Below are 24181 nucleotides of genomic sequence, written 5' to 3' on the forward strand. Positions count from 1 at the left end.
GGAGAGACCATGGCTAAATGCCCCACAGGACCTCTTAGACCCGAGAATATGCGCTCGCTAGCGGTGCTAAAGGCCGCTCGTGAGAGAGAAAGAGCTCGCCGGGAAGCGCTCAACCCGAAGCCTGAGCCTGTCGTCCTGGATATTGCCTTGCCGGACCGGATTAGGCTTGGCCAGCTTGCTGCCCTGATGGGCGCGCGGGTGGCCGATGTGGTCAAGGCCTTGATCCGGCGCGGCGAGTTCCTTCGGGCGCATGATGAGATCGACTACGAGACTGCAGAGAGCATTGTCGAAGAGTTCGGTCACAAGCCGCGACGAGCAGAATCCTGACGGTGCCAGCTCTTCTCGCTTGAGGTGCGTGATGACCGCCTGACCAGTACGAAGCCAACGAATGCTAGACACGCTATGCCGACGGCGGCGGGGAAGAGGGCTGTTGTCCAGGAATAGTGCTCCAGGGCGAGGATGACGAAGCCGTTGCGGATGGCGCCGATGGTGAAGAAGAGCGCGTTTTCTTCGTGTGGAAGCGCCCACGCCTTGCGGATCGACGGGCCGAAGCCGAGGAGGTCGACGCTGGTCAGGATGAGCACGGCGGAGAGCGGGTCCGAAGTTAGCCACCAGAGGGGCAGGGCCGTCGCGGCAAGGATCAGGAATACCCAGTCCATACGGATGATCGAGGTGTCGGCCGCCTTCGACAGGGCGAGCAGGGCAACGCCGCCGGTGATGAGCCCAGAGAGCGCGATCGGCCAGGCGCCGACGCCGGCGCCGCCCGCCAGCTGTGCGATGGCGACAGTGAACGTAACCGCCGCCCAGATGAACCACGAGAAGACGTGCGGGCGCGTTCTGCCTTTCAGAATGGCGCGTATATAGGGATAGAAAGCGAGAAAGGTCAGCGCCGCAGCAATGGCGCTGAACACTCTCTCATCGATGAGGAAGGTCATGAGGCAGGTTGCGGCGCCCGCCACATCGGCGCCATGGGGGGCCCGTCGGGGCCGACGGCGAATTCGTTGATCTTCTCAAAGCCATGGGCGGCGTAGAAGCCGTGATTGGCCGGGTTGGAGTTTTCCAGATAGGCGGGCAGGCCCGCGCGGTCGCAGGCCTCCAGCATCGGGCGCATCAGCGCCTTACCCACACCCTTGCCGCGGGCCGCGGCCGTCGTGCCGATGGAGAAGAGGTACATGTGCGGCTCAGCCGGGTGGTGCTGTTCCATGAGGTCCGCGAGGTGAAGCGCGCGCTTCATCGCGCCTTTCGAGCCGTGGCGCAGCTGGCCGATGGCGAAGACGATCTGCGGCCAGAGGCCGAATGTCGGGGCGGAGCCGGGCGGCAGCCACATGGTCGCGCCCTTGTCCTCGATGAGGAAGCTCTCACCCACTGGCACATAGACATGGTGGGCGAGCGCCATCATCGCGGCGCGCACGCCTTCGGCCGTGCCGAAGAGGTAGCGGTTGACCGGATCGTCCCGAAACGCTTCTGCAGTTATCTCGCCAACGTCTCGCCAGTCGCCTCTGCCGGCGCGGCGCATGTGCGATGGCAGCTGGATTTTCATGCGATGTGCGCCCCCCGGTTTCCTCAGCTGTGATTGGACGCTAACACGACGCTTTCAGCAAGAGAGACATTTCGAACATGCGCGATGGCGGAAGAATAGCAGCAGCAATCGACGTCCTGACGGATGTTCTCAACCGGCATCAACCGGTGAAGTCGGCGGCGCGCGACTGGGGCAAGCGGGCGCGGTATGCCGGGTCTAAGGACCGGGCCTTCGTGTCGGGCCTGGTGCTCGACGCGCTGCGCAAGAAGAATTCCATCGCGCATGCCATGGGCTCTGATGAGCCACGCGCGCTGATCCTTGGCGCACTGGCGCATGCCTGGGGCTGGGATATCATGAAGATCGACAGTGCCATGGATGAGGACCATGCGCCGTCGAAACTCACCCTCGATGAACGCGAGCGCCTCGTCATGGCGCCGGATGTGATGGCGGAGCCATGGGTGTCCGGCGATTATCCGGAGTGGATGGAACCCATGATGGACCGCGTCTTCGGTGAGGAAAAAGTGATTGAAGCGCAGGCCATGGCGGTGCGCGCCGATGTCGATATCCGGGTCAATACTTTGAAAGTTGATGCTGAGAAAGCTGGCGGGCCGATGCGGTCTGCCGATGCCCAGACCTCAACGCTCCTCAAAAACGCTTTCCATATCCCAGCACGAGATCCTTCTCAGCGTGAAACGTCGCTGGAGAGCATTCCGGCTTATTCGAAAGGTTGGGTCGAAGTGCAGGATGCGGGCTCGCAGATCGCAGCGGCTGCGGCCAACGCAAAGCCTGGCGAGCAAGTGCTCGACTATTGCGCAGGCGGGGGCGGTAAAACGCTCGCCATTGCCGCGATGATGGAAGGAAAAGGCCAAATTCACGCCTATGACATTGATGGTCGGCGGCTGTCTGCGCTTATCCCACGGCTGAAACGCTCCGGCGCTCACAACGTCCAGCTTGTGCATCCGCGCGAACCCGAAGCGCTTGAGGCGCTGAAAGGGCAAATGGATGTTGTCTTCGTTGATGCGCCGTGCACCGGAACAGGCACCTGGCGCAGGCGGCCTGATGCGAAATGGCGCCTTAAGGCCAAGCAGCTTGAAAAACGGACCGAAGAGCAGACCGAAATTCTTGAGGCGGCCTCAGCCTTTGTGAAACCGGGCGGCAAGCTGGTCTATGCCACCTGTTCCTTCCTGATCGAGGAGGATGAAGACCGGGTGGCGGACTTCCTCTCGCGTCATGATGGCTTTGAGCAGCTGAACGCCGCCGAGGAGGCGGTCGCGTCGGAGCTGCTGACCGATGAGGGCGCGGCCACCGTAAAGGCAGGGTGCAAGGCGGGCACTTCGGTGCGCCTCACACCCCGCAGTGCAGGAACGGACGGGTTTTTCTTTGCGGTGATGCGGCGGCTCTGACCGAAGCGGGTTTGGCACCGCCCCTTCGAGCAGCGTTTCATGCGCTGGGTAACGGGACGATGCGAGGAGCTCTTTTACGACACTCCTGGCCGAGATTCGACTGGTACGGATGGTTCCGGCATTGATGGACGAGGCCTAGCGTGCTGCTGCCGGACTCGCCTTTGATGGGATTTCCGAAGTGGCATTGCGTTTTTGCTGGCCGGTAATGAAGCGGAACTCGCTGCCTCTAAGCCGACGTGCGAATTTGGCGCCTGCATAAATGTTGTTTTGCCACGTTACCGTCGCGCGCAACCACTTGTCTTGCACTTTGAATTCGAGCCGGCTTTCACCTTCCAGATCATTGTCGTGCCTGAGCTTCATCCCGCTATTGCTAATGTCTACGATCGTAAGAATAGCGGTTCGCCCGCTCATCCGGACGGGCACGGGCTTATGGCATACCTGGCGCGCCCGACGCCTCTTGGTGCCGGATTTCTTCCGGCTGTGAAACACCAATCGCGCAATCCAGGCTAGACACAACAAGCAACCGATCAGGGCGGCATTCGCCAGCGTGTAATCGAAAATACTCCGACCTTCTTGAACGGGGCCTCGTTGCAGATTGGATTGGTCGGTGTGCGAGGAAGTTTCGGCTCCTACCGTCTTGTTTCTTCTATGTATCAGCGGCTGGGGTGAGGCGGCGGTCGTATGACCGGTTCCCACAGGCAGACTGCTTCGCGGCGGCCGTTCCAACACCTCAACCGAGTTTTTCAGGCTGCAGCCCTCGCGCCGCATCAGTTCGGCGAGGCCGGAGCCGACTTCTGGCGGCACGGTCGCATTCGCGCGAATCCCCGCGACCTTCGCATCACCGAAATCATAATAACCGATCGCCGTTGACAGGTTCTCGATGAAGGTGGAGGTGCGCGCATATTCCTGCGCCAGCTCGGCTTGAGCTGCATCTCCGTACATTTCCGCCAGCGAGACGCTCTCGAGCGCAGCGCCCAGCGCCTGGTATTCTGTCGCCGACATGTGTTCTGGCGGACTGGCCTGGATGGCGCGGACCGTCGACAAGGTCGCCAGAAGCGGTGAGTACGCTTCGCAGGCATCCAGCTCATTCTGCATCTCGGATGCTGCCGCCAGCGGGCTGAACGCCGCAGCGAGGCACATCGCAGAAAGTGAAGGCATGCAATTCATGAAGGGGATACTCGGGTGTCTCACAAAAAAAGAAGAGGCCAGTTCAGCACTTGTTCCTCAGAAGACGGTTTGAATGCATTAACGGATCCTGCCTTTGTGTTAAGAAAACTGGTGAGCTTTTACCGACGACTGCTATTTTTCGCTCCTGATTCCAGGAATGCATGGCTGGCGCAGCGCCGCGCGGTGACCGTCCGCGGCGCAGCAGGCGGCGTATTCTCGGCGAGGGTCAAAGCAAGATCGGTGGGTAGGGCACCGTTCGCGGCGTTTTCAGCGAGCGCGGCTCTTCCAGCATTGGCCAATAGCGGCTAGGAGGCTGCCATGGCCAATCCTTCTGATTCCGTTGCAGACAAGCACGAACACGTCCTCATCGTCGATTTTGGCAGCCAGGTGACGCAGCTCATTGCCCGGCGACTGCGCGAGCTTGGCGTGTACTGCGAAATCCACCCCTTCAACCGTGTCGACACAGCGATGCTGGATGCGTTTGAGCCGAAGGCAATCATCCTGTCTGGAGGGCCGGCTTCAGTGTATTGGGACGACGCGCCGATGACAGATCAGTCTGTTTTCGAGCGCGGCGTTCCCGTGCTCGGGATTTGCTACGGCCAGCAGGTGATGATGCACCAGCTCGGTGGGCGTGTCGAAGGTGGCACAAGCCGCGAGTTCGGCCGCGCCTTCATCGAAAAGGTTGTCGATGATCCGTTTTTGACCGGACTGTTGGAAAGCGGTGAACATGAGCAGGTCTGGATGAGCCATGGTGACCATGTCGCGGAGATGGCGCCGGGATTTGGCGTGATCGCGAAATCGCCGGGTGCGCCCTATGCGATCATTGCGGACCCGGAACGGCGCTTCTATGGCACTCAGTTCCACCCGGAAGTCGTCCACACGACCAATGGCAAGCAGATTCTACGCAACTTCATAATGGATGTCGCTGGTTTGAAGGGGGATTGGACGATGGCGGCCTATCGCGCTGAAGCCATTGAAAAAATCCGGGCCCAGGTCGGCCAGGGCAAAGTCATTTGCGGGCTGTCCGGCGGCGTTGATAGTTCTGTGGCGGCGGTTCTGATCCACGAGGCGATCGGAGACCAGCTGACATGCGTCTATGTCGATCATGGCCTGATGCGCCTGAACGAGAGTGAGCAGGTCGTGGGTCTGTTCAGAGACCACTACAATATCCCGCTCGTGCATGTGGACGCGAGCGAACTGTTCCTGGGTGAGCTGGCTGGCGTCAGCGACCCGGAGAAAAAGCGCAAAACGATTGGTAAGCTCTTCATCGATGTCTTTGAGCAAGAGGCCAAGAAGATCGGAGGTGCCGATTTTCTCGCCCAGGGGACGCTCTACCCGGACGTTATCGAGAGCGTGTCACCGACCGGCGGGCCGAGCGTCACCATCAAGAGCCACCACAATGTCGGCGGGCTGCCCGAGCGGATGAACATGAAGCTGGTCGAGCCGCTGCGCGAGCTGTTCAAGGACGAGGTGCGCGCGCTTGGCCGTGAACTTGGCCTGCCTGAAGCCTTTGTCGGCCGGCATCCGTTTCCCGGGCCCGGCCTCGCCATCCGTATTCCGGGCGAGATCACCCGCGAAAAGGCGGATACGCTGCGCAAGGCTGACGCGATTTACATTGAAGAGATCAAGGCCGCCGGGCTCTATGACGAGATCTGGCAGGCCTTCTCGGTGCTGCTGCCGGTCAATACGGTTGGCGTGATGGGCGATGTCAGGACGTATGAGGCGGTGCTGGCGCTGCGCGCGGTGACGTCCACCGATGGCATGACGGCAGACTATTATCCGTTCGAGCACGCTTTCCTTGGCCGCGTCGCGACGCGCATCATCAATGAAGTGAGCGGCGTAAACCGGGTGGTCTACGACGTCACCAGCAAGCCGCCCGGCACGATTGAGTGGGAATGATTTCATCACTCTCATGATCTTTCGAAATCTTTTAAAAACGCCATTAGGTTCAAACGCTTAGTGGCGTATTTCTTTCGACTCCTATCACCATTTTTTACCGCCAAATGCGAGCCGGTGACGGTAAAGCTGACGGTATGCGTTCCCGGCCTATCCCTCTAAATTGCCATTTACCGTCAAGCCAAAATTGCCCCTGACGGTAAAAATAGAGAGCTAGGCAATTGAAAGAACAGGGAAAAGTCAGGTTTTACCGTCGCCATTTCGAGTGACGGTAAAAATGACCGGAAAGGGTTAGGATGCTGACAGACGTAGCCATCAAGGCGTTGAAACCAAAGAATAAAACTTACAAGGTCGCGGATCGGGATGGCATGTATGTAACCGTCTCACCTGTAGGGACTGTGACGTTCCGGTATGACTACCGGATCAATGGGCGTCGAGAGACGCTGACCATCGGGCGTTACGGGAGCGGGGGCGTCGGTTTGGCAGCGGCTCGCGAGAAATGCATGGATGCGAGGCGGCTCGTAGAGTCTGGTGTTTCGCCGGCCAAGGAGAAGAAGCGGTCAAAGACGCGCCTGTCCGAAGCGGGTTCATTCTCCGACATGGCCAATCGATGGATCGACAGCGATGACATGGCCGAGAGCACGCGCGACATGCGCCGGCACATTCTGAACAGGGACATCCTTCCCGCTTTTGGGAGCTACCTGCTGAGTGAGGTTACACCGGAGGATCTCCGGGCCCTGTGCGGGAAGGTGAAGAAGCGTGGCGCTCCGTCTACGGCGCTTCACGTTCGGGAATTTGTCCATCTGATCTACAAATATGCCAGGCTGCATGGCGTGAAGGTCGATAATCCTGCTGACGAAGTTGCGCCGGCCTCTATCGCCAAAGTGCGCCCGCGGGACCGGTCTCTCTCACCGCTCGAGATCAGGATCTTCTACAGCGTGCTCGAAGAGCTGATCGCGACCCCAACGCTCAAGCTCGGGCTGAAATTCATCTTGCTTACCATGAAGCGGAAATCCGAAGTCAGCCTGGCGACCTGGGACGAAATCAGTTTCGACAACGCGGTCTGGTCCATCCCGAAGGAGCGGATGAAGACGGGACTGCCTCACAATGTCTATCTGTCACGTCAGGCGCTTGATATTCTTGTGGCACTCAAGACCTGCGCTGGAGGATCGCGCTATGTCTTTCCGTCCCGCTACGACTGCTACAAGCCGATCTCAAACGCCACGCTCAATCGACTAACCTCGGCGGCCTGGGAAACGGCTCAGGAGGCGGGGTTGCCGCTGGAACGGTTCACCGTCCACGATCTGAGGCGCACCGGTTCTACGCTTCTGAATGAGCTCGGCTTCAATCGGGACTGGGTCGAAAAGGCGCTCGCCCATGAAGACCGTCGCACGTCACGCGGTGTCTATAACAAGGCCGAGTATGCCGATGGCCGGCGTCACATGATGCAGGAATGGGCGGACACAATCGATGCGTGGTCACAAGGGCATCAAAGGCAACCGGTGCTTACGCCGCCGGCATCGGCTGAATTGGGTTTTGATCTCCAGCTTGATCCTAAATTCGATCCATAATCTTGCTCGCAAGCGCCAATGTTGGCCTCATGACCGTGCAAATTCCATCAGGGCAGTGATGTCATGGCGGTCCGCCGCACGCAGGGCTGCAATGTATTGGCCTCTGAGCTCGCCCATGTCAGCAATCTGGCCACCCAGGACCTCGCTGCCCCAGCTGAAGGCTGGTTGGCCCAAGCGTTGGATCAGGAGGTCGGCCATCATGCGAGAAAGGCGCCCGTTCCCATTGGGATAAGGGTGAATGGCGACGAGCCGGTGATGCAGGCGAACTGCAATCTCGTCGGCGGGATAGGTCTCGTGGTCGACCCAGTAATTTGCGTCGTCGAATAGCTGGGCCATCTGGACGCCGATCATATAAGGCGCGACGCCGACATTGCGTTCGGTCGCGCGGTAAGTGCCTGCCCACGCCCAGACGTCATTGAACATCCGGCGATGCAGGTCGTTCGTGAATTCGACGCTGAGGATGGGTGCGCGCCGCCGCCGGAAGACCCAGGCGGCGGCGGTATCGATATTGTCCTGCTCTGCAGCGTTCAGTTCAGCGCGTGTTGCGATCCAGTCCTGCAGAAGTCCTGCCCGTTCGTCAGGATCGAGGGGCGTTGCGTCGTCTGGTTCCTGAAACAGGTCAGTCATCAGGACTCCCAGAGGTCGCGCTCATCGAGGCTCTCTCGTATGAACCGGTCGATCCGCTCATTCAGTTCCTTGTCAGGCACAGCCTGATCTTCCATGGCCATTGTATGAGAGATGGCTCGGATCTGTTTCGCCGCGATTTCACGGGCGCGGTTCATGACGCGTTGCTCTAGCCGGTCCCGCGGCAGGAGGAAGTAGACAACTTCGCAATCAAGCGCGTCGGCAGCACGTTCAAGCGTTTCCAAGCGGATCTTCCCCTCGGTTTCAGAGCGTTCGATGTCAGCAAGACTTTGCGGCGTGATCGACATGCGTTTTCCGAGCTGGATACGGGTCATGCCCAGCGCCTCCCGAAGCGTCCGTACCCAACCTGACTTTGGCCGCGCAAAATCTACCGCTTCCCGAATGGTCGAGAAACGCTGGTCCAGGGCCTGGCGCGAGCGTTGGCGGGTCTTTTTCATAAGGCTGCAACCTGTTTTTTACGATTCTAAAAACAGGCTATATCCTTATTTAAAATATTTTGTAAACAGGCCGCTACCTGTTTTGTGGCGCTCAATTACATGTCGGGCGGCTCTTCCGCTGATGAACGTCGGGAACAGGCGTGTCTTCGGGCCGCCCGTCTTCAGTAATACGCCGACGCTCCTCGATCCATTCGAGCACGTCCTTGAGCGGCCAGACGACGCATTTGGGTGTTAGGTAGAAGCGCTTTGGAAATTTCCCCCGACGTTCAAGTTCGTAGATCGTCGTGTCAGACAGGGGAACCAGTTTGCGCAATTCGGGGCGCCGCACAGTCCTGTTGTTGGCGATGAGCTGGCGAAACGTGTCGTCACGGGACGATTTCGCGTTGGACCCGGGCCCCGGACCAAAGGAATAGACATCCTTTGCGAGGTGCTTGAGCGACTCCAGTCCGCCTGTCCGCAATTCATATCCCATGACGACACGTCTCCGGTTCAGTTCAGCTTCTGCCGGTTCCAGACCAGCACGCCGCTACCATCCTCTTCCTTCTCGAAGAAGGCAGCCCGGATTGGCTTGTCGAACCCCGGATCATCCAGCTTCACGGCGAGGTAGGGGGTTTCGCCATCCTTGCTCTCTTCCTGCCAGGCCGCACCTAGCTCGGCGCCGCCTGCGAAGATGCGGTAAGCCGGCCCGCCTTCTGCCGGTTCGGCAACCGGCACCATCTGCGCTTTCACATTGATCGTCATGGTCCGGATCGTCCCGGTCCATTTTCCGTCCTTCTGGCTGAAGGTACCAATTGTTGCCATCTCTAGTCTCCTTTGCTGGCTCTGGCATGAAGGGCCTTGCGGGCCCGCTTGAACCCGGCATCCGATGCGAGGAAGGTTTCCAGCATGACAGGAACCAGGGTTTCGGGTTTCTCTTCGGTGCCATAGGTCTCGGCATAGATCGCCGCATAGTCGGCAAGCGCGGACGCGAGATCGGGTTCAACAGAGAGGGTCAGTTTGACCGGCGTGCGATCCGGCAGTTGGGCAATGCGAAGGCTCATCAGCGGCCTCCCTGAGAATAAGGCCGCAGGACAAGATCACGCGTCACGATGACCCGCACCGGCCAGCCGGGCCGGATACGAAGGGTCGGCTGGATGCCGAGGTTGCGATCAACGACGCGCTCCCCGGCCTCAGACACGCTGTCGCCGAACCCGCGCCGTATGGCACGTTCGATATCATCCTCGTCTGATCCTAGTTCCGCGCCGATGCCGAGAACGGTCGCAAGACCAGCGGCGACAAATACCCGGTCCCAGTGATGGTCTGTGCGGTCAGAAAGGCCCGCAAAACCCTGCTTGTCTGCGGCAGGTTCAGATATCTGCACAGAACTGCCATCCGGGAAGATCATTCGGTCCCAGATCAATAGTGCGCGCTGCTGGCCGAATGAGATTTCGGACTGGTAGCGCCCGATCAGCCGGGTACCCTGCGGAATGAGAAGATAAGCTCCGGTGACGGTGTCATAGACCGGCTGGGTGACCTGTCCGATGATCGAACCCGGCAGATCCGAGTTGAGGCCTGTCACAAGCGAAGCCGGGATAAGCGTGCCCGCCATGACCTGGTAGGGCGAGACCGGTGTCTCGAGATCATGCGGGTTGTAAATCGCCCCATCGCGTGCCTCGTCCGCGAAGGCGATCTTGCGGGCTTGCAAGTTGTCATCCTTACCTGGACCTGTCGGCAAGGCACCGGCGCTTTGGCTAGCGAGCGCCAGCAGCTCAGAGCCGAACGAGGCCGGAACTCCGGCAGACGGCAGGGATGCCGGCCCGATGCTCGGCCCAGCGCCAATGTCAAAGAATACGGAGGATTTGCCCGCTGCGTCGGCAAGCTTAGCCGCGACAAGACGTTCGGCCCGAAGGGCTTCATCTTCAGGCGAGGGCCTGAAATCATCCGAGGCTGCGACATCCCACTCCGGATCGAGCCCCCATTCGCGTTCCTCCGAAACCACTGTCCCGCCGAGGTCGCCGGCCATGGGTGCGCCAAGCTTTGGCGTTCCGGGCGACGGCGTCCAGGTCGCATAGGACGAGGGAAGTTCTGCCAGTCCATCCGGCGCGCGCTTCGTGGCCGTGTTGTAAAGTTCCTGGCGATCCGCGGGATCGACGGCCTTGGGCGGATCGAGCGCAATGGAGGCGGCAGCAAAGAGCCCCAGCACACCGAGCCCGGCGCCGACCATCAGGACTTTCCGGTTGATCCGTGTGACGGGTCGCGGCCGCGCGCGCAGTTTCAGGGCATCGGCCTGCTGCGGGAAAGGGGCTGGCTCGCTCATCCCTTGCTCCCGAACAGGCTGACCAAACCCGACCGCGGCTTGCGTTTGCGGATGCGCACGACGGTCTGGGGTTTCTCACCGAGCCGAAGTTCGGCGGCACGGAAGAGACGATCGACGATGTAGTAATTGCCCTTGAGGCGATAATTGACGAGTTCGGCCTCGCCAGAAGCGCCAAGGACAAAGAGGGGCGGGGCCTCCATGGTCGACAACCCTTCCGGCATCTGGATGAAAACCTGCCGCCCATCATCGAACACGCGGACGGGTCGCCAGTCTGGACGGTCACCATCGATCAGGTAATCAAAGTCCAGCCGGTCGAGAGCAACACCCGGCATGATTGATGTCTCTTCCCGCGCGAGCGCTGCGCTGTTGCGAGAGATGAGTTGCGAGAGCTCGTCGGCCGGATAGCGCCAAGACAACGCCGCCATATAGGTGCCGTCACCGCTCTCCAGTTCCAGATGATAGGTCCGCCGGTCTGTCGCAATCATGAGATTGGTCGAGAGGCCGGCGCCGATCGGTTTGACCAGAACATGTGCGCGTGCTGTTCCGCCTGAACCGGAGGATGTATCTCCCACAATCCAGCGCACCGTATCGCCAGCCGAGACAGAGACCAGCGTCTCGCCGGGCTGCAGCGCAATGTCGGAGACCTGTCCCGGCGCGGCATACAATCTGTACAGCGCCCCTTCTGTATAGGGATAGACCTGAATGGCATTTACATAGCCGTCCACGGATGGTTCGATCCGGGCTTCTGATGTGCCCTTGCGGATCGTCTCGGAGGGCGAGGTATAGACACGGGTTACCGTGCGCTTGACCCCGTCGACCGGTTTCATCTGGCCGGGAAGCGGCAAAGGTGTTGGTGTTTCGACGATCTCGACAGGACGGGGCTCTGCGTCCTCGACCTGCGCGGCGGCGACAAACAGTTCCGGCTGGATCGGCGCGGCCTCCGGAACGCTGGCGCAGGCGGTGGCAAGGGCCAATGTGGATACCAGTGTGAGAGTGCGGATCATTTGTTGTCTCCTGTGACAAGGTCTTCGCCCCAATTGAGGCTGTGGATGTAGAGGCCGAGCGGATTGGCGCGCAGCGCCCCGGCATCGCGCGGCGGGGAATGGACAAGCGTGAAGAGGCCGGTGAACCGTTTGACCCCCGTCAGCGCGCCATTCTCATAGGTCTTCTCGAGCCAGCGGGCCTGGAAGGACTCGTCTGAGACGCGCACCACGCTGACGACATCAACACTGCGCGAGCGCCGACCGATCTCGGCGAACGGGTCATTGTCGCGCGCATAGTCACTGAGTGTGATGGCCGCCTTGTCAGTCACATAGTCATAGGCGGCAAGCCAGTTCTGCCGGACGATGACGGGATCAATGGATAGGCTCCGGACATCGGAGATGAAGTTGGCAAGGTGATGCGCGACCTGCGCATCGGTCGGGTCGTAATTGGAAAGCGCGGGACCAACGGCTTTCACAGAGCCTGTGTCGTCCACTTCGACCACATATGGCGTCACCGTGGATTGCAGGCTGCGCCAAACAAGGGCGGCTGAAGAGGCCGTCAGAAGGACCAGCAACCCGAGTGCCATCAGCCGCCAGTTCCTGGCCTGTACGCGGGCAGATCCGATCCGGTCATCCCAGATCTGGCCGGCTTTCTGGTAGGGCGTTTCGGGATGCGGGCTTTGCCCGTAATGGGTGGAAGTTCGCCTGAACATGGGATCAGTCCTCGTCTCTCTGGAGTTTCGGGTTGTCGCCTGCCATGCCGCGGTCGCCATCTTTCAGGGCGTGCACCGTGATGGCCCCGGCATGCTGCAGGCGTTGTTCTGTTCGCAGGCGCTGCGCCCAGGCCGGACTGGAACCGGACGCGCCGGACTCATTGGAAGATGCGCCTGTGGTGCCGCCCGTCGCGGCGAAAGCCGCTTCACTGCCACGGCGATAGGCGTTGCCAACAGATCTGAAGGGCCGGCCCGCCATACGGCGGACGGCGTCACCTCCGGCCTGGGCCATGCCGGCCACGCCTGCGGCCCGCCCGCGCCAGCCATCCGCGCCCGAACCGAGCCGTCCAAGGTCATAGGAGGTGCGGGCCGCGCCCGACATGGAAGCCCCGGCCTTGACCGCTGCCGAGGCCCCACCGATAGCGGCACGCCCGGCTGCAACTGTGCCTGTGCCCGCGAGGATCGCGCCTGCGCCAACTGCCGCCGTCGTGCCGACGACCGAACCGGCGCCAAGCTGCGGCGCCCCGGTGACAAGGCCCGACGCAATGCCCGGCGCGAACACACCCATCCAGAGAAAGACGATGGCGGCAAGCACGGTGCCCATCACTTGCGCCAGAGTCGTATCGCCCGGCCCGGTGAAAGCATCGGTGATCGAAGCAAAGAGCGTTGAGCCGATGCCAATGACGACAGCGAGCACCATCAGCTTGATGCCGGAGGTGACGACATTGCCGAGCACGCGTTCAGCGAGGAAGCTGGTCCTGTTCCAGAGCGCGAACGGGATCAGTACGAACCCGGCCAGCGTCGTCAGCTTGAATTCCAGGATCGCCACGAAGAGCTGAACCGCGAGCACGAAGAAGGCGACGAGGATGATCGCCCAGGCCAGGAACATGACAGCGATCAGGATAAAATTGTGAAAGAAGCTGATCGGGCCGAGCATGTCGCCGATTTCGGCCAGCAAGGGTTCTGCCGCCTCGAACCCGACGCCGGCAATATAGCCTGGTCGCATGAGATCACCTGCGGTCAGCGTGCTGGAGCCCGCTTTCACACCGAGGCTCGCAAAGCTCTCGAACACGATATTGGCGAGCAGGGTGAAGTTGCCAATGATGAAGGCGAAGAAGCCGACATAGAGCACCTTCTTCAGCAGCCCTGACATCACATCGGCATTCTGCGACAGAGCCCAGAAGAGACCGGCCAGCGTGATGTCGATCACGATCAGCGTTGTTGTCAGGTAAGCGACATCGCCCGCGAGCAGGCCGAAGCCTGAATCGATATAGGCAATGAAGGTTTCGAGGAACCGGTCGATGACGCCCATCTCTTCCATGGCGGGTCAGTCTCCGAGGAAGGATTTAAGACGGGCCCGGCCGCGTTCGGCCTCTTCAAGCTCGCGCGCGCGGTCGAAAGCGATGGCGCGGTAATGGGCGGCCATCAGCGCTTCCATCTGGATCAGCTGTTCGGCCGAGAGTGCACCGATCTGGTTGCCGGCCTGCAGGGCCTGGAGATTGCCGATGGCTGTCTGGCTCTCATCCACCAAGCCGGTCAGTGCCTCGGAATCCTCGGCATTGTTGCGCACGGTCTCAGCGACCATGAGGAGCGTGTGCTTGTGGGCACTACGCGACTGGCGCCAGCGGGTGCGGGCATCCTCGACGAGTACGTCTGATTCAGGCGGCGTGTCACCATAGGTTTCAGGATAGAGGTCCTCATACTCCTCCTCGACCTCCTCGACGCCGTATCCGATGCCTTCGGCGTCGCGCATGAGTTCTCCGATGCGGCGGATGCGGTCGGCGATGATGGCGCTGGCGACTTCGACAGGCAGGGTTTCGAGATCGCGCGCCATTTTCTCGATCATATCGATCTCATGGGTAAGCTGGCGGACCTGGTTGTCGATTTCCTGAAGTGCCCGTACGGCCTGCAAGATGTTCTGGGCATGATTGGCCGGGTCGTAGACAGCAAGCTGCGCCGAGGCGGGCGGGGCCATCAGGCCAGACAGAGGAATGGCAACAAGCGCGACGGAAGACAGAAGGGCTTTCATTTGGGGGCTCCTATTCAGCGGCGATTTGTGGGAGGGGTGCGCTCGGCTGCTCGGCCAGCAGGTCGGCGGCCCAGCCAAGCTGTTTCAGCTCCAGCCAGCTCCGGGCGAAGCCCGCTTCCGCGCCGGCTTCAAGAAGCCCATCCATCTGCTTCTGGTCGGTCGGTGAGGCAGCGCCGCAAAAAGCGAGCGCGACTTCGCCAAGGCCAAGCTCGAACAAGCGGCAGCCAAGCGGCGAGGTATAGTAATAGTCGCGCTTCGGTACGGACTTCGCGATGATGTCGATCTGACGATCATTGAGGCCGAAGCGGCGATAGACAGATTGTGATGTCGGCTCGAGCGCGCGCTCATTCGGCAGGAAAATACGCGTCGGGCAGGATTCGATCAGGGCCGGCGCAATCGAGGCCCCCTCAATGTCGGCAAGCGACTGGGTCGCGAACACAACCGCCACATTCTTCTTGCGCAGCGTCTTCAGCCAGTCGCGTAGGCGCGCGGCGAACACCGGATGGTCGAGGAACAGCCAGGCCTCATCGAGGATGAGCAGGGTTGGTCGGCCATCGAACCGGTCTTCCAGACGGTGGAAGAGATAGGTGATGACCGGCGCCACCGCAGATGGGGTCTGCATCAGCTCGTCCATCTCGAAACAGGCAACCGATGACAGGTCGAGGTCTTCGGCATCGCTGTCGAGCAGATGCCCGTAGGCGCCCTCCAGCGTATAGGGATGCAGCGCGGCCTTCAGCGTATCCGATTGCAGGATCAGGCTGAGTCCCGTCAGCGTGCGTTCGGCCTCGGGCGCCGAAGCCAGTGACCGCACGGCGTCCCACAAGACGGACTTCAGGTCCGGCGTAACGGTCACGCCTTCGGCCTCGATCAGACCGAGCAGCCAGTCTGCGGCAAAGCTCGCACCGCGCTCGGTGTCGATGTCACGAAGCGGCTGCAGCGCCGGACGCTCATCTCCGGCCAGCGGCAACCAGGTGCCGTCCGTGGCCAAGGTGACCGCCCGCGCGGATCGTCCCTTGTCGAACAGGAATATCTGGGCGTCCTCATAGCGCTGCCATTGTGCGGCGAGCAGTGACAGGAGCACGGACTTTCCGGAGCCTGTCGGACCAATGATCAGCGTATGGCCGACATCGCCGACATGCAGGTTGAGCCGGAACGGTGTCGTGACTTCGGTTTGCGCTTCGATCAGGGCGCGATCTGCTAGATGCGCATTCCACGCATCGCCGGCCCAGACCGACGAGATCGGCACAAGGTGAGCGAGGTTCAGCGTATGCAGGATCGGCTGGCGGACATTGGCATAGACATGCCCCGGCAGAGACCCAAGCCAGGCTTCGACGGCGTTCAGCGTCTCGCGGATCGTCGTGAACCCGCGCCCATTGATCACGCGCTCCACGGCGCGTGTGCGCTCTTCGACTTCTTCACGCGAGGACCCCATCAAGGTCAGCGTGGTCGTGACATAGCCATAGGAGACAAGATCCGAGCCGAGTTCCTGCAGCGCTGCATCGGCATCGGCGGCCTTGTTGTCGGCATCATTGTCGAGAAGTGCGGCCTGTTCGTTGAACAGTGTCTCCCGCAGGACCGCGCCTACGGATTTCCGCTTCGCAAACCAGTGTCGCCGCTTCTTGGCGAGGAGCTTTTCGGCCTCGGCCTTGTCCATCGCGATGTATCGCGTTGTCCAGCGATAGGCGAAGCCAAGCCGGTTGAGTTCATCCAGCATGCCGGGCAGTGTCGAGGCCGGAAAGCCCAGCAAGGTCAGCGTCGCGAGGTGCGCCTCGCCAATCCGCGGCTCCAGCCCGCCTGCAAAGCTTTCATCGGCGAGTACCGCATCGAGAAATACCGGCAGCTCCGGCACAGACACGCGGTGCCGCTTCGACGAGATGCAGGCATGGAGATAGGTAAGCGTCTCTTCATCCGAGAGCGGATGGATCTCATCCAGGGCCGTCGCAAGAAGATCGAGCGTCTGCGCGGCGCGTGTCTGGAAATGTTCGAGCCGCTGGCGCCAGTCCTCACCATCCCGCTTCTCGGGCCGCTCGATCAGCGCCTTCTCGGCCCGGCCCGTCGCATCGGCCGGCGGGAGCCAGAGCAGAGTGAGATAATAGGCGCTCTCGAACCGGGCGCCGGTCTCTTCGGCGGCTGCGCGTCGTTCCTGCTCAATCAGCCAGGCTGCCGAGCATTCAAAAGAGCTTTCCTCTAGCGATACGGCTTCCTCCCGCACCGCTTCGAAGACGAGCGCCCAGCCGGACCCGAACCGGCGGAGAACATTGTTGACCCGTGCAGTGACTGCAACGAGTTCGGCTTCTGTCGAGCTTTCAAGGTCGGGGCCCCGATAGCGGAAGCTTGCCTGGAAGGCGCCGTCCTTGTTGAGGACGACGCCCGGCGCGACGAGGCACGCCCAGGGGAGGTAGTCTGAGAGGTGTGCCGGTTTCGCCGCGTATTCGGAAAGGTTCAGCATGAAAGATGTTCCTTGTGACGGGCAGACCGGATTGCGACGGCGAGAAAATCCGGATCGGACCGGGCCATGAGGACGGCTAGCGAGTGTCCCGCCACCCAGACCACAAGCCCCGGTATCCAGAGCCGGAGGCCGAGGGCCAAAGCGGCTGACAGCGTCCCGATGGCGATGGCGGCCGAACGTGGCGCGCCGGCCATCAGGATGGGTTCGGCGAGCGAGCGGTGGAGGGGGATCTCGTAGCCGTCGAGCATCAGAGCACCGCGCCGCCGCCGAAGCTGAAGAAGGTCAGGAAGAACGATGTGGCCGCAAAGGCGATCGACAGGCCGAACACGATCTGGATCAGTTTGCGGAATCCGCCAGAGGTCTCGCCGAATGCGAGCGTCAGCCCGGTCAGCGTGATGATGATCACCGCGACAATCCGGGCGACAGGGCCTTCGATCGATTGCAGGATCTGGTCGAGCGGGCCTTCCCAGGGCATGCCGGTGCCTGCGGCATGCGCCGGCAAGGCGAGCAGGCCGACCGATGCAATTAGCGCTGCTGCCTGAACGCTGCGATTGAGCGCCTTGATCTGGTGATAGTGCATGGAATCTCTCCTCAATTGACGATGCTGATGAAGGGGGCGGCGAGCGGCTCGGTGCGATAATCCGCGCCGTCAAAGCCTGTAATGCGTAGGGCCTGCTCGACGCGCCGCGACCCACTGGCGCGGGACATGAACACGATTACATCAACCGCCTCGCCGATCAGGGCGTAGGGCAGGGCGCTGGTTGCTTCTTCGACCAGCTGTTCAAGCCGGGTGATCCCGCCTAGCGCCGAGTTCGCATGAAGCGTGGTGATCCCGCCCGGATGGCCGGTATTCCAGGCCTTGAGAAGGTCGAGCGCTTCGCCGCCGCGCACTTCGCCGACGATGATCCGGTCGGGCCGGAGCCGCATGGTCGAGCGGACAAGGTCGCGCAAGGTGATGCCTGAGCGATGCGTGCGAAGCTGTGTGACATCATCGGCTGTGCAACGGAGTTCGCGGGTGTCCTCCAGGATGACAATCCGGTCGTCTGCCAGAGCGGGCTCAGACAGGAGCGCATTGGTGAAGGTCGTCTTGCCCGACGAGGTTCCGCCCGCGACAACAATGTTAAGCCGGTCTTCCAGCGCCTGGCGCAGTCCGGCGCAGAGAGCGGGTGTCAGCGCGCCGGTCTCGACATATGTATCAAGAGCAATCGGACAACCGGCAGGTTTGCGGATCGCAAAGCAGGGCGCTTCGGCAATTGGCGGCAGGATGCCTTCGAACCGTTCGCCTGAGCCCGGCAATTCGGCTGACACAATCGGCGAGGACCGGTCGCAGGCTTCTCCGACGGAGGAGGCGACAAGCCGGATGATCCGCTCGCGTTCAGCGCGGCCGAGCGTCTCGGATGCACGGCGCAAACCAAAACCCGCCTTTTCGACCCAGACTGAACCATCGGGATTGGCGAGGATCTCGATTGTATCGGGCGCTGCGAGTGCTGCCCCAACCGGCCCATCAAAGGCGGTGCGGAGCATCGCCGTGCGGCGGGTCTCGGTCTCGCTGGGCTGGGGCATGGCAGACATGGCAGGGTGTGGTCCTCATCGCTGATGAGACCAAGATCACGTCGTTGCCGGTCGCTGCACAGATGGGCTAGAAGGGGACCGAAGGATGGGGAAGGATAGGGAAGGAGCCCAAACGGGCCAGTATCTACGCCGAAGTTTTGCCAACGCTGTGGCGTTGTGGAAAATGAGTTGAAGAATACCCGGGAGAATCTTGTTACCTAGGGGTTGAAACAACAAAGGCGACTTTCATTGGCTAAAGCGGCGTCAAAGCGAAGGAAAAAAATTGAGTTTCTCGACGGGTACCAGCTTGGCGAGACATACCTCGTCCCGCCCGACGCAAGAAGTGGCCGAGCGGGAATACTGGAAGGGTTTTCACCGGCTGGAGATGAAGTCATTGTTCGCGAGTGGCGACGAAAAGCCGGTGACGAAGATCTCGTGGAGATTTGGAAACACGAGCTCCGGCAGCTCTATCGGCTCGCCGGCTATCCGGGGGCTAGCGAACTGATTTGCCAGGTTGCTGCAGCCGGATTTGACAAGGACTCTTATTATATTGTTCTTAGCCCGTCCCAACGCCGCCCACTGAAAGTGTTCCTTGAAAGTACAAGTTCACGCGCCGCGTGGTTGCGCGGGCTCTCCCAACCCCAAAACCGCATCCGCATTTGGAAAAATGTTCTTTGTATCGTGGATGGGATCGGGATCCTCCACAAAGAGGGAATAGTTCATCGCAACCTAGACGAATGGGCTATCTTGACGTCCGCAGGGGATGAACCCGACTTCCAGCTGACTGGTTTCGAATGGTCCCTCAGGCTGAGCAGCACTACTGACAAGAAGCTTGACGATTTATTGGGTGATAGTGGCGTAATTTCCTTTGCTAGGGATTGGCATGACTTGGCGCTCTTGATTGCCCGCCTGTTCAACATTGAAGAGCAGCGACTCGGTGACCCCAAGATCGCCGACCATCGTGTCCATGAGCACATAACAGCCGCCGAAGTGCGCCTGCTGAGGGACATGCGAGCCCCCGGCCTGTTCGACAATTTCAATAGCTCCCAAGTCCGGCAACGCATCAAGGAAATAATTACTAACCTTCAAGCCTTCTCGGTCACGAATGAAGCGTCCTGGCTCCTTGTCTTCAACTTGTCGCAAACAAGCCCTCTCTCAAGGACAGTGAGGGAAGCGTCGTCGCAGGAAGTGGAAATGGACGACAAGGATGGACAGCTGAGATGGATCAGCGACGATCTGTCCCCGAGTGCAATGCTTGTTTCCACGGAGCATGATGGTCGTAAGCGCTTCTGGCTCAAGGGCAGGGAGCTTGCCTTTGAATTGCGCCAATTCGATTCGAGGAAGCGAACCCCGAGCTGGCGCATGGCGTTTGTGTCAAAAGGCATTCCGAAAGGAGAACTCATAAAGCCGTCCGAAGTCGAAGTGCCAATTCGCGTAGATGCGTTGAGGCTGTTTGATATCGGGAAAGCACATGAAGCGTTTGACAGGGTGATCGACAAGGCACCGGATTGGGAGACGCTGTTTTCGACCCTCAACAGCTCGGACAAGGACTTCTCGAGTCCATCCGACCGCCTGGTAACCGGATTCCATTTATTGCACGCGATCGATGTGGCGCTTGCCGCCACTCTCGCATTTCCAGTCGAAATTGTATCCCACCAATCCCAAGAGCGAACTATCAGCCTAAAATACAGGCGCGATTCGTCGCTTGAGCGGCTCTCAAGCGCCCTGGGTATGGAACATCCTGCTGAACGCCTCGCGCAAGCGCTTGCCGAAGAGGAATTGGACAGCAGTGATGGTTGGATTCTCAGTGAGTCGCTCAATATTGGGCGTACCAGCCAATCAAACATTGAACTCGAATTTGCGCATCTCTCTGAAGAGCCGGCTGATGATCCGCTATATACATTTACGGAACAGTTGGGGGTCAATATTCCAGGCCGGAAAGGGTACCTGCAACCCTTGGACCTGGTCGGGACCTTTACGCAGTTGCAAAGGCGCTCCAAGGCGCTGCAACTCTTAAGCGAGCACACCGAGCTAGTTGGAACCCTGGTTGATCCCAGGAGCCGTATCTCGGATACGCATGAGCGGGTGAAAAAGGACAGTTCATTCCAAGAACTGGATCTACCCAAACAAAGGGCTCTCGAGGATATCCTCTCGGTATTGCCCTTGTTCACGCTCCAGGGGCCGCCGGGGGTTGGGAAGACTTTCCTGCTGAGAGATCTCTTGGAACGCCGCTTCAGGGGCGACCAGACTTCGAGGCTATTGGTGAGCTCCCAAGGCAATCACGCGCTAGATCATTTGCTGCATGAGTTCCATTCGGGTTGGCAGGAATCTGGTGAAGAACAGCCGCTTACTGTCAGGTGCAAGTCTCGTTTCAACCGGAGTCCTCCCTCCGACTACGATATTGACAGTGTGCGAAAAAAATTGGCGACTGGTATTACGTCTTCCAGCTTGATCAGTGTTGCTTCCGGTCAAGTCGAGCAGCGCCTGCAGGACTGTGCGTCGGGATCGGGGAGCGGCGAGCGGGAAGGACGTGCGCTTGAGGCGCTTATTCTCAGGTCTGCGAACATCGTCTTGGCAACCACCAACTCTGAAAGCTTGGCGACGCTGTTGGATGAGCATGCCCAGTTCGATTGGGCAATCATTGAGGAAGCTGCAAAGGCCACCGGAAGTGAGCTTCTTTCACCAATGATGTTGTCCCACCGGCGCTTGCTAATTGGTGACCACAAGCAACTCCCGCCATTCGGCACGCGCGAAGTGGACAGGTTGCTGGGCGACCCCTCCAGGCTGAAAGAAATAGTTGTATCCCTGCCTTCGCTCTTGGACCGCAGCGTGGCCCACCTCCTTGACGACGAGATTGAAGTACGCCTTGGGAATTCAGTCGAAGAAATGGAGAAAACCTGCGGACAGGCCGCTCAAGCCTTTTCGCTGTTCAAGTCTATCCTGTTGGACGAGATCGACCGGCAATCAACAGGGAGGCCGGGCCGGAAGACCGGAGGGGCGCTGACGGAACAGCACAGGATGCACCCTGCGATCTGTGAAGTCGTGTCGAAGTGTTTCTATGATAACAAGCTCGTGACGTCTGGGCGAAGGGAGGTCTCAGCGAAGCGAAATGAGTCTTGGATCGGAACCAAGGACCCGTCGAAGTTACCATCTGCACCTATTGTCTCACTCAATATGCCATATGAAAGGACGGAAATCGGTGCGGGCCGGTTTGAACATGAGCCGAGATTTACAAACCCCTCGGAATGTCAAGTCGTCCTTGAAGCTATCGCAAACCTTTCGGTCCAGGAGCACCGGCTGGGATTACCCTCGCTTGTGGTGCTGACCCCTTACTTGGAGCAGGTCCGTTTAATTCGTCGCGAAATCAACGACTCGGAAAATGCCAAGCAATCCCTCAAGCAATTCCGGTCAGTCTTGCCAGATGGTGGTTGGGTGGCAACTGTCGATAGTTTTCAAGGGAACGAAGCAGACGTGGTCGTATTCTCACTTGTGAGGAACAACCGGGCAGCAACAATCCGCCGTGCGTTGGGATTCATAGCTGATGAGCGCCGGTTCAATGTCCTACTCAGCCGAGCCCGGGAGCGCCTAGTTTTTGTGGGAAGCCGTGAGTTCCTGAAGACAATCTCAGAACCTTTGGGATTGGAATCCAGGCAGGACGCTGCCTTCCTGAGAACCTACCTGGAAGTGACCGGCAAGTTGGGCAAAAGCGGACAGCACAGGGTGAGGGACGTCCGGATCGAGGATATCAAGGCATGAAACGGCCCGTCTATGTTGCGATGCCCATGTTGCAGCAGTCATACGAGTTTGAACTTGAGAGCGGTCGGCGCTGGAATGCAGTCGAGCACCTAATCCTCCAAGCGATTTGCCAGAAGGCCCAGTCCGCCGGCGATATTTCACGGGCGGGCAACATGCCTCGGCGGGTCGCACTCGAAGCACTCATCCGGCTAATGAGGGCCGGATGGGTCGAGTTGAGCCAAGCTGCAAGCGAAGTCCACTTTTCCGCGACGGACCGCGGACGGACTGTAGCACTGTATGAAGATCTGCCATTCACGACAGAAACGAAAACCAGGCGGCTGAGCTTTGCAGTGGATCTAGTGTCGGGCAAAGTCCTCAACAAGCGCGAACTCAAGCTCATGCGACCCGATGAATGGCGCGAATTTGCAGAAGGGAAAGTTGCAGTTGAAGTCTCCAAGCCAGATATCAGCAATACTGATTTTGGCCATACAGCGCCACTGATCCGGGCGTTGGTTCGGGAAGATGAAGATGTCGTTCGAATAAAGCCATCAGTCCATCCTCCTTTGGATAGGCTGGCAGTATTCCTCGTGCGGGGGGATAATGTTGAAGGCTTGCCCAGAGATGCAGCCGGACTGAATGGTTCGATACTTGAAGCAGCCAGTAGAGTGCCAAGCGAGGCAAAAGCAGATGGGGCGGCCAAACAGGTCAAGATAATTGCACCGGACAAGGAACAAGTCCGGCCGGTCCGTCATACGGCGGTGAGGCATGCGGATTATGTCCTAGGCGGAGCTGATCACCGTAGCCTAATACAACGGACGCTGCGCAAGGCTCGGAAACTAGTGGTTATTCACACCACGTTCCTGCGCGAGGGGGCTTTCCTCGCCCTCCAAGAGGATTTCAGGGCAGCAGTGAATCGCGGTGCAAAGATCCATGTGTTCTGGGGGCAGGGTGACAGCGCTACGGAGGCCGCCAGTTCGAGGGCCGAAGCGGAAAGGTTACGCATACAGTTAGGGAACTGGGGGTTAAATTCCAACATAACAATTCACAACGCTTCGACCAATTCTCACGCCAAGATACTCTTAGCCGATGACGGCAGCGGTGATTTTACCGCTACGATCGGATCGTGCAACTGGCTGTATTCCGGTTTCGACAGCTTTGAAGCGTCCGTTATCTTGCGCGACCCGCGACTGGTCTCGGATGTGTTATTCGAGCTGGCTGAAATGGTGCGAACGTCAAATCGGGACTTTACCGATATTGGCGTCAATTTTCTACAACTCGCCCGAACGCTCGCGATCCGCTCACCTAGGAATGGGACCTCCGAGGTAAAGATCTTGATTGGGGAAGAGCACGATGATTGCGTGCTTGATGCTAGGGACAATGCGCAGCGGCAAGTCGACGTCATTAGTCACAGGCTTGGCGTCACAGCCGTGCCAGCAATTATCCTGCCCATGGTGTCAGCGACACGGGCAAGGGGTATACAGACAAACCTGTTCTATTCAAAAGCAAGCGGGCCTGTAAGCAGCGAAGACTCACAAGAGGTGCGGAATGGCTACCAGGGCGAGGGCGTCAGTATCACCCCCGTTTACTCTCCAAGAGTACATGCGAAGATGCTCCTGCGCGATGACGATCATGGGATCATAACCAGCCTCAATTGGCTATCCGCCGATACCTCCAATGCGCGGCCACACCAAGAAATGGGCGTCATGATCCGTTCCCCTGGCTCGGCGCGGCACTTACGGGAACAGTTCCAGGTTAAGCGCGAGTATGCAAGCTAGCCGGTCCTGCAA

At 59.8% G+C, this 24181-nt stretch carries 23 protein-coding genes; 6 read left to right on the top strand and 17 right to left on the bottom strand.

What is annotated here, in order from left to right; translation table 11 throughout:
- The first annotated feature begins 9 nt into the window (after positions 1 to 9).
- Positions 10 to 327, top strand: coding sequence for a translation initiation factor IF-2 N-terminal domain-containing protein (locus tag WNY37_RS09200; protein ID WP_342973160.1), 318 nt, complete (start codon positions 10 to 12; stop codon positions 325 to 327).
- Here the strand turns inward: WNY37_RS09200 and WNY37_RS09205 are convergent.
- The gene (locus tag WNY37_RS09205; protein ID WP_342973161.1) at positions 300 to 935 is read right to left on the bottom strand and encodes a hypothetical protein; all 636 of its coding nucleotides are present in this window, start codon (positions 933 to 935) and stop codon (positions 300 to 302) included. The genes WNY37_RS09200 and WNY37_RS09205 overlap by 28 nt on opposite strands.
- Positions 932 to 1540: a GNAT family N-acetyltransferase gene (locus tag WNY37_RS09210; RefSeq protein WP_342973162.1), complete on the bottom strand. Its 609-nt coding sequence runs from the start codon at positions 1538 to 1540 to the stop codon at positions 932 to 934. Before WNY37_RS09210 ends, WNY37_RS09205 begins: the two co-directional genes overlap by 4 nt.
- A gap of 77 nt (positions 1541 to 1617) precedes the next feature.
- Between WNY37_RS09210 and WNY37_RS09215 the strand changes: the two genes are divergently transcribed.
- Positions 1618 to 2922: an RsmB/NOP family class I SAM-dependent RNA methyltransferase gene (locus tag WNY37_RS09215; protein ID WP_342973163.1), complete on the top strand. Its 1305-nt coding sequence runs from the start codon at positions 1618 to 1620 to the stop codon at positions 2920 to 2922.
- Positions 2923 to 3057: 135 nt separating this feature from the next.
- Here WNY37_RS09215 and WNY37_RS09220 read toward each other — a convergent pair whose 3' ends face one another.
- On the bottom strand, positions 3058 to 4080 hold the full coding sequence (locus WNY37_RS09220) for a PilZ domain-containing protein (RefSeq protein ID WP_342973164.1): 1023 nt from the start codon (positions 4078 to 4080) through the stop codon (positions 3058 to 3060).
- Positions 4081 to 4407: 327 nt separating this feature from the next.
- Here WNY37_RS09220 and guaA point away from each other — a divergent pair, with 327 nt between their 5' ends.
- On the top strand, positions 4408 to 5988 hold the full coding sequence (guaA, locus tag WNY37_RS09225; RefSeq protein WP_342973165.1) for a glutamine-hydrolyzing GMP synthase: 1581 nt from the start codon (positions 4408 to 4410) through the stop codon (positions 5986 to 5988).
- A gap of 293 nt (positions 5989 to 6281) precedes the next feature.
- Complete coding sequence (locus tag WNY37_RS09230) at positions 6282 to 7556, top strand: integrase arm-type DNA-binding domain-containing protein (protein WP_034789512.1); 1275 nt, start codon at positions 6282 to 6284, stop codon at positions 7554 to 7556.
- Between the two features lie 27 nt (positions 7557 to 7583).
- On the opposite strand, the gene WNY37_RS09235 is transcribed toward WNY37_RS09230, so the two are convergent.
- The 14 genes from WNY37_RS09235 to trbB all read right to left on the bottom strand — a co-directional run bounded on the left by WNY37_RS09235 (position 7584) and on the right by trbB (position 18680).
- The gene (locus WNY37_RS09235; protein ID WP_034789510.1) at positions 7584 to 8183 is read right to left on the bottom strand and encodes a mobile mystery protein B; all 600 of its coding nucleotides are present in this window, start codon (positions 8181 to 8183) and stop codon (positions 7584 to 7586) included.
- Positions 8183 to 8638 carry a mobile mystery protein A gene (locus WNY37_RS09240; RefSeq protein WP_034789509.1) on the bottom strand — a complete coding sequence of 152 codons (456 nt, stop codon included), beginning with the start codon at positions 8636 to 8638 and terminating at the stop codon, positions 8183 to 8185. The genes WNY37_RS09235 and WNY37_RS09240 overlap by 1 nt, the downstream gene beginning before the upstream one ends.
- 91 nt (positions 8639 to 8729) lie before the next feature.
- A complete protein-coding gene (locus WNY37_RS09245; RefSeq protein WP_081811140.1) occupies positions 8730 to 9110 on the bottom strand; it encodes an AlpA family phage regulatory protein in 381 nt (126 codons plus the stop codon).
- Positions 9111 to 9127: 17 nt separating this feature from the next.
- Positions 9128 to 9439 carry a DUF736 domain-containing protein gene (locus tag WNY37_RS09250; RefSeq protein WP_034789507.1) on the bottom strand — a complete coding sequence of 104 codons (312 nt, stop codon included), beginning with the start codon at positions 9437 to 9439 and terminating at the stop codon, positions 9128 to 9130.
- Positions 9440 to 9441: 2 nt separating this feature from the next.
- A complete protein-coding gene (locus WNY37_RS09255) occupies positions 9442 to 9678 on the bottom strand; it encodes a DUF2274 domain-containing protein (RefSeq protein ID WP_342973166.1) in 237 nt (78 codons plus the stop codon).
- Complete coding sequence (locus tag WNY37_RS09260; RefSeq protein WP_034798578.1) at positions 9678 to 10934, bottom strand: TrbI/VirB10 family protein; 1257 nt, start codon at positions 10932 to 10934, stop codon at positions 9678 to 9680. Before WNY37_RS09260 ends, WNY37_RS09255 begins: the two co-directional genes overlap by 1 nt.
- On the bottom strand, positions 10931 to 11938 hold the full coding sequence (trbG, locus tag WNY37_RS09265; RefSeq protein WP_034798580.1) for a P-type conjugative transfer protein TrbG: 1008 nt from the start codon (positions 11936 to 11938) through the stop codon (positions 10931 to 10933). The genes WNY37_RS09260 and trbG overlap by 4 nt, the downstream gene beginning before the upstream one ends.
- Positions 11935 to 12630 carry a conjugal transfer protein TrbF gene (gene trbF, locus WNY37_RS09270; protein ID WP_034798582.1) on the bottom strand — a complete coding sequence of 232 codons (696 nt, stop codon included), beginning with the start codon at positions 12628 to 12630 and terminating at the stop codon, positions 11935 to 11937. The genes trbG and trbF overlap by 4 nt, the downstream gene beginning before the upstream one ends.
- Before the next feature lie 4 nt (positions 12631 to 12634).
- Positions 12635 to 13951, bottom strand: coding sequence for a P-type conjugative transfer protein TrbL (gene trbL, locus WNY37_RS09275; RefSeq protein ID WP_342973167.1), 1317 nt, complete (start codon positions 13949 to 13951; stop codon positions 12635 to 12637).
- 6 nt (positions 13952 to 13957) lie between these two features.
- A complete protein-coding gene (gene trbJ / locus WNY37_RS09280) occupies positions 13958 to 14659 on the bottom strand; it encodes a P-type conjugative transfer protein TrbJ (RefSeq protein ID WP_034798584.1) in 702 nt (233 codons plus the stop codon).
- Between the two features lie 10 nt (positions 14660 to 14669).
- Positions 14670 to 17108 (bottom strand): conjugal transfer protein TrbE, encoded by a 2439-nt coding sequence (trbE, locus tag WNY37_RS09285; RefSeq protein ID WP_034798586.1) that lies wholly within the window; start codon positions 17106 to 17108, stop codon positions 14670 to 14672.
- Positions 17102 to 17356, bottom strand: coding sequence for a VirB3 family type IV secretion system protein (locus WNY37_RS09290; protein WP_034798589.1), 255 nt, complete (start codon positions 17354 to 17356; stop codon positions 17102 to 17104). Before WNY37_RS09290 ends, trbE begins: the two co-directional genes overlap by 7 nt.
- The gene (locus tag WNY37_RS09295; RefSeq protein ID WP_034798591.1) at positions 17356 to 17688 is read right to left on the bottom strand and encodes a TrbC/VirB2 family protein; all 333 of its coding nucleotides are present in this window, start codon (positions 17686 to 17688) and stop codon (positions 17356 to 17358) included. Before WNY37_RS09295 ends, WNY37_RS09290 begins: the two co-directional genes overlap by 1 nt.
- Before the next feature lie 11 nt (positions 17689 to 17699).
- The gene (gene trbB, locus WNY37_RS09300; protein WP_034798592.1) at positions 17700 to 18680 is read right to left on the bottom strand and encodes a P-type conjugative transfer ATPase TrbB; all 981 of its coding nucleotides are present in this window, start codon (positions 18678 to 18680) and stop codon (positions 17700 to 17702) included.
- Between the two features lie 228 nt (positions 18681 to 18908).
- Here trbB and WNY37_RS09305 point away from each other — a divergent pair, with 228 nt between their 5' ends.
- Together WNY37_RS09305 and WNY37_RS09310 are read left to right on the top strand one after the other, a co-directional pair.
- Positions 18909 to 22415, top strand: a complete 3507-nt coding sequence (locus WNY37_RS09305) for an AAA domain-containing protein (protein WP_034798594.1) — start codon at positions 18909 to 18911, stop codon at positions 22413 to 22415.
- Complete coding sequence (locus WNY37_RS09310) at positions 22412 to 24169, top strand: phospholipase D-like domain-containing protein (RefSeq protein ID WP_034798596.1); 1758 nt, start codon at positions 22412 to 22414, stop codon at positions 24167 to 24169. Before WNY37_RS09305 ends, WNY37_RS09310 begins: the two co-directional genes overlap by 4 nt.
- Positions 24170 to 24181 lie beyond the last annotated feature (12 nt).

It is taken from the genome of Henriciella sp. AS95 (assembly GCF_038900055.1).
Taxonomy (GTDB): Bacteria; Pseudomonadota; Alphaproteobacteria; order Caulobacterales; family Hyphomonadaceae; genus Henriciella.

What these genes read in the sequence shown, in the direction of transcription:
- WNY37_RS09215 (WP_342973163.1), top strand. Translation starts at nt 1,618, where the DNA reads ATGCGCGATGGCGGAAGAATAGCAGCAGCAATCGACGTCCTGACGGAT.
- WNY37_RS09290 (WP_034798589.1), bottom strand. Translation starts at nt 17,356, where the DNA reads ATGCTCGACGGCTACGAGATCCCCCTCCACCGCTCGCTCGCCGAACCC.
- WNY37_RS09210 (WP_342973162.1), bottom strand. Translation starts at nt 1,540, where the DNA reads ATGAAAATCCAGCTGCCATCGCACATGCGCCGCGCCGGCAGAGGCGAC.
- WNY37_RS09245 (WP_081811140.1), bottom strand. Translation starts at nt 9,110, where the DNA reads ATGGGATATGAATTGCGGACAGGCGGACTGGAGTCGCTCAAGCACCTC.
- WNY37_RS09250 (WP_034789507.1), bottom strand. Translation starts at nt 9,439, where the DNA reads ATGGCAACAATTGGTACCTTCAGCCAGAAGGACGGAAAATGGACCGGG.
- WNY37_RS09205 (WP_342973161.1), bottom strand. Translation starts at nt 935, where the DNA reads ATGACCTTCCTCATCGATGAGAGAGTGTTCAGCGCCATTGCTGCGGCG.
- WNY37_RS09235 (WP_034789510.1), bottom strand. Translation starts at nt 8,183, where the DNA reads ATGACTGACCTGTTTCAGGAACCAGACGACGCAACGCCCCTCGATCCT.
- WNY37_RS09240 (WP_034789509.1), bottom strand. Translation starts at nt 8,638, where the DNA reads ATGAAAAAGACCCGCCAACGCTCGCGCCAGGCCCTGGACCAGCGTTTC.
- trbJ (WP_034798584.1), bottom strand. Translation starts at nt 14,659, where the DNA reads ATGAAAGCCCTTCTGTCTTCCGTCGCGCTTGTTGCCATTCCTCTGTCT.
- trbG (WP_034798580.1), bottom strand. Translation starts at nt 11,938, where the DNA reads ATGATCCGCACTCTCACACTGGTATCCACATTGGCCCTTGCCACCGCC.
- WNY37_RS09260 (WP_034798578.1), bottom strand. Translation starts at nt 10,934, where the DNA reads ATGAGCGAGCCAGCCCCTTTCCCGCAGCAGGCCGATGCCCTGAAACTG.
- guaA (WP_342973165.1), top strand. Translation starts at nt 4,408, where the DNA reads ATGGCCAATCCTTCTGATTCCGTTGCAGACAAGCACGAACACGTCCTC.
- trbF (WP_034798582.1), bottom strand. Translation starts at nt 12,630, where the DNA reads ATGTTCAGGCGAACTTCCACCCATTACGGGCAAAGCCCGCATCCCGAA.
- WNY37_RS09295 (WP_034798591.1), bottom strand. Translation starts at nt 17,688, where the DNA reads ATGCACTATCACCAGATCAAGGCGCTCAATCGCAGCGTTCAGGCAGCA.
- WNY37_RS09310 (WP_034798596.1), top strand. Translation starts at nt 22,412, where the DNA reads ATGAAACGGCCCGTCTATGTTGCGATGCCCATGTTGCAGCAGTCATAC.
- trbL (WP_342973167.1), bottom strand. Translation starts at nt 13,951, where the DNA reads ATGGAAGAGATGGGCGTCATCGACCGGTTCCTCGAAACCTTCATTGCC.
- WNY37_RS09230 (WP_034789512.1), top strand. Translation starts at nt 6,282, where the DNA reads ATGCTGACAGACGTAGCCATCAAGGCGTTGAAACCAAAGAATAAAACT.
- WNY37_RS09220 (WP_342973164.1), bottom strand. Translation starts at nt 4,080, where the DNA reads ATGCCTTCACTTTCTGCGATGTGCCTCGCTGCGGCGTTCAGCCCGCTG.
- trbB (WP_034798592.1), bottom strand. Translation starts at nt 18,680, where the DNA reads ATGTCTGCCATGCCCCAGCCCAGCGAGACCGAGACCCGCCGCACGGCG.
- WNY37_RS09200 (WP_342973160.1), top strand. Translation starts at nt 10, where the DNA reads ATGGCTAAATGCCCCACAGGACCTCTTAGACCCGAGAATATGCGCTCG.
- WNY37_RS09255 (WP_342973166.1), bottom strand. Translation starts at nt 9,678, where the DNA reads ATGAGCCTTCGCATTGCCCAACTGCCGGATCGCACGCCGGTCAAACTG.
- trbE (WP_034798586.1), bottom strand. Translation starts at nt 17,108, where the DNA reads ATGCTGAACCTTTCCGAATACGCGGCGAAACCGGCACACCTCTCAGAC.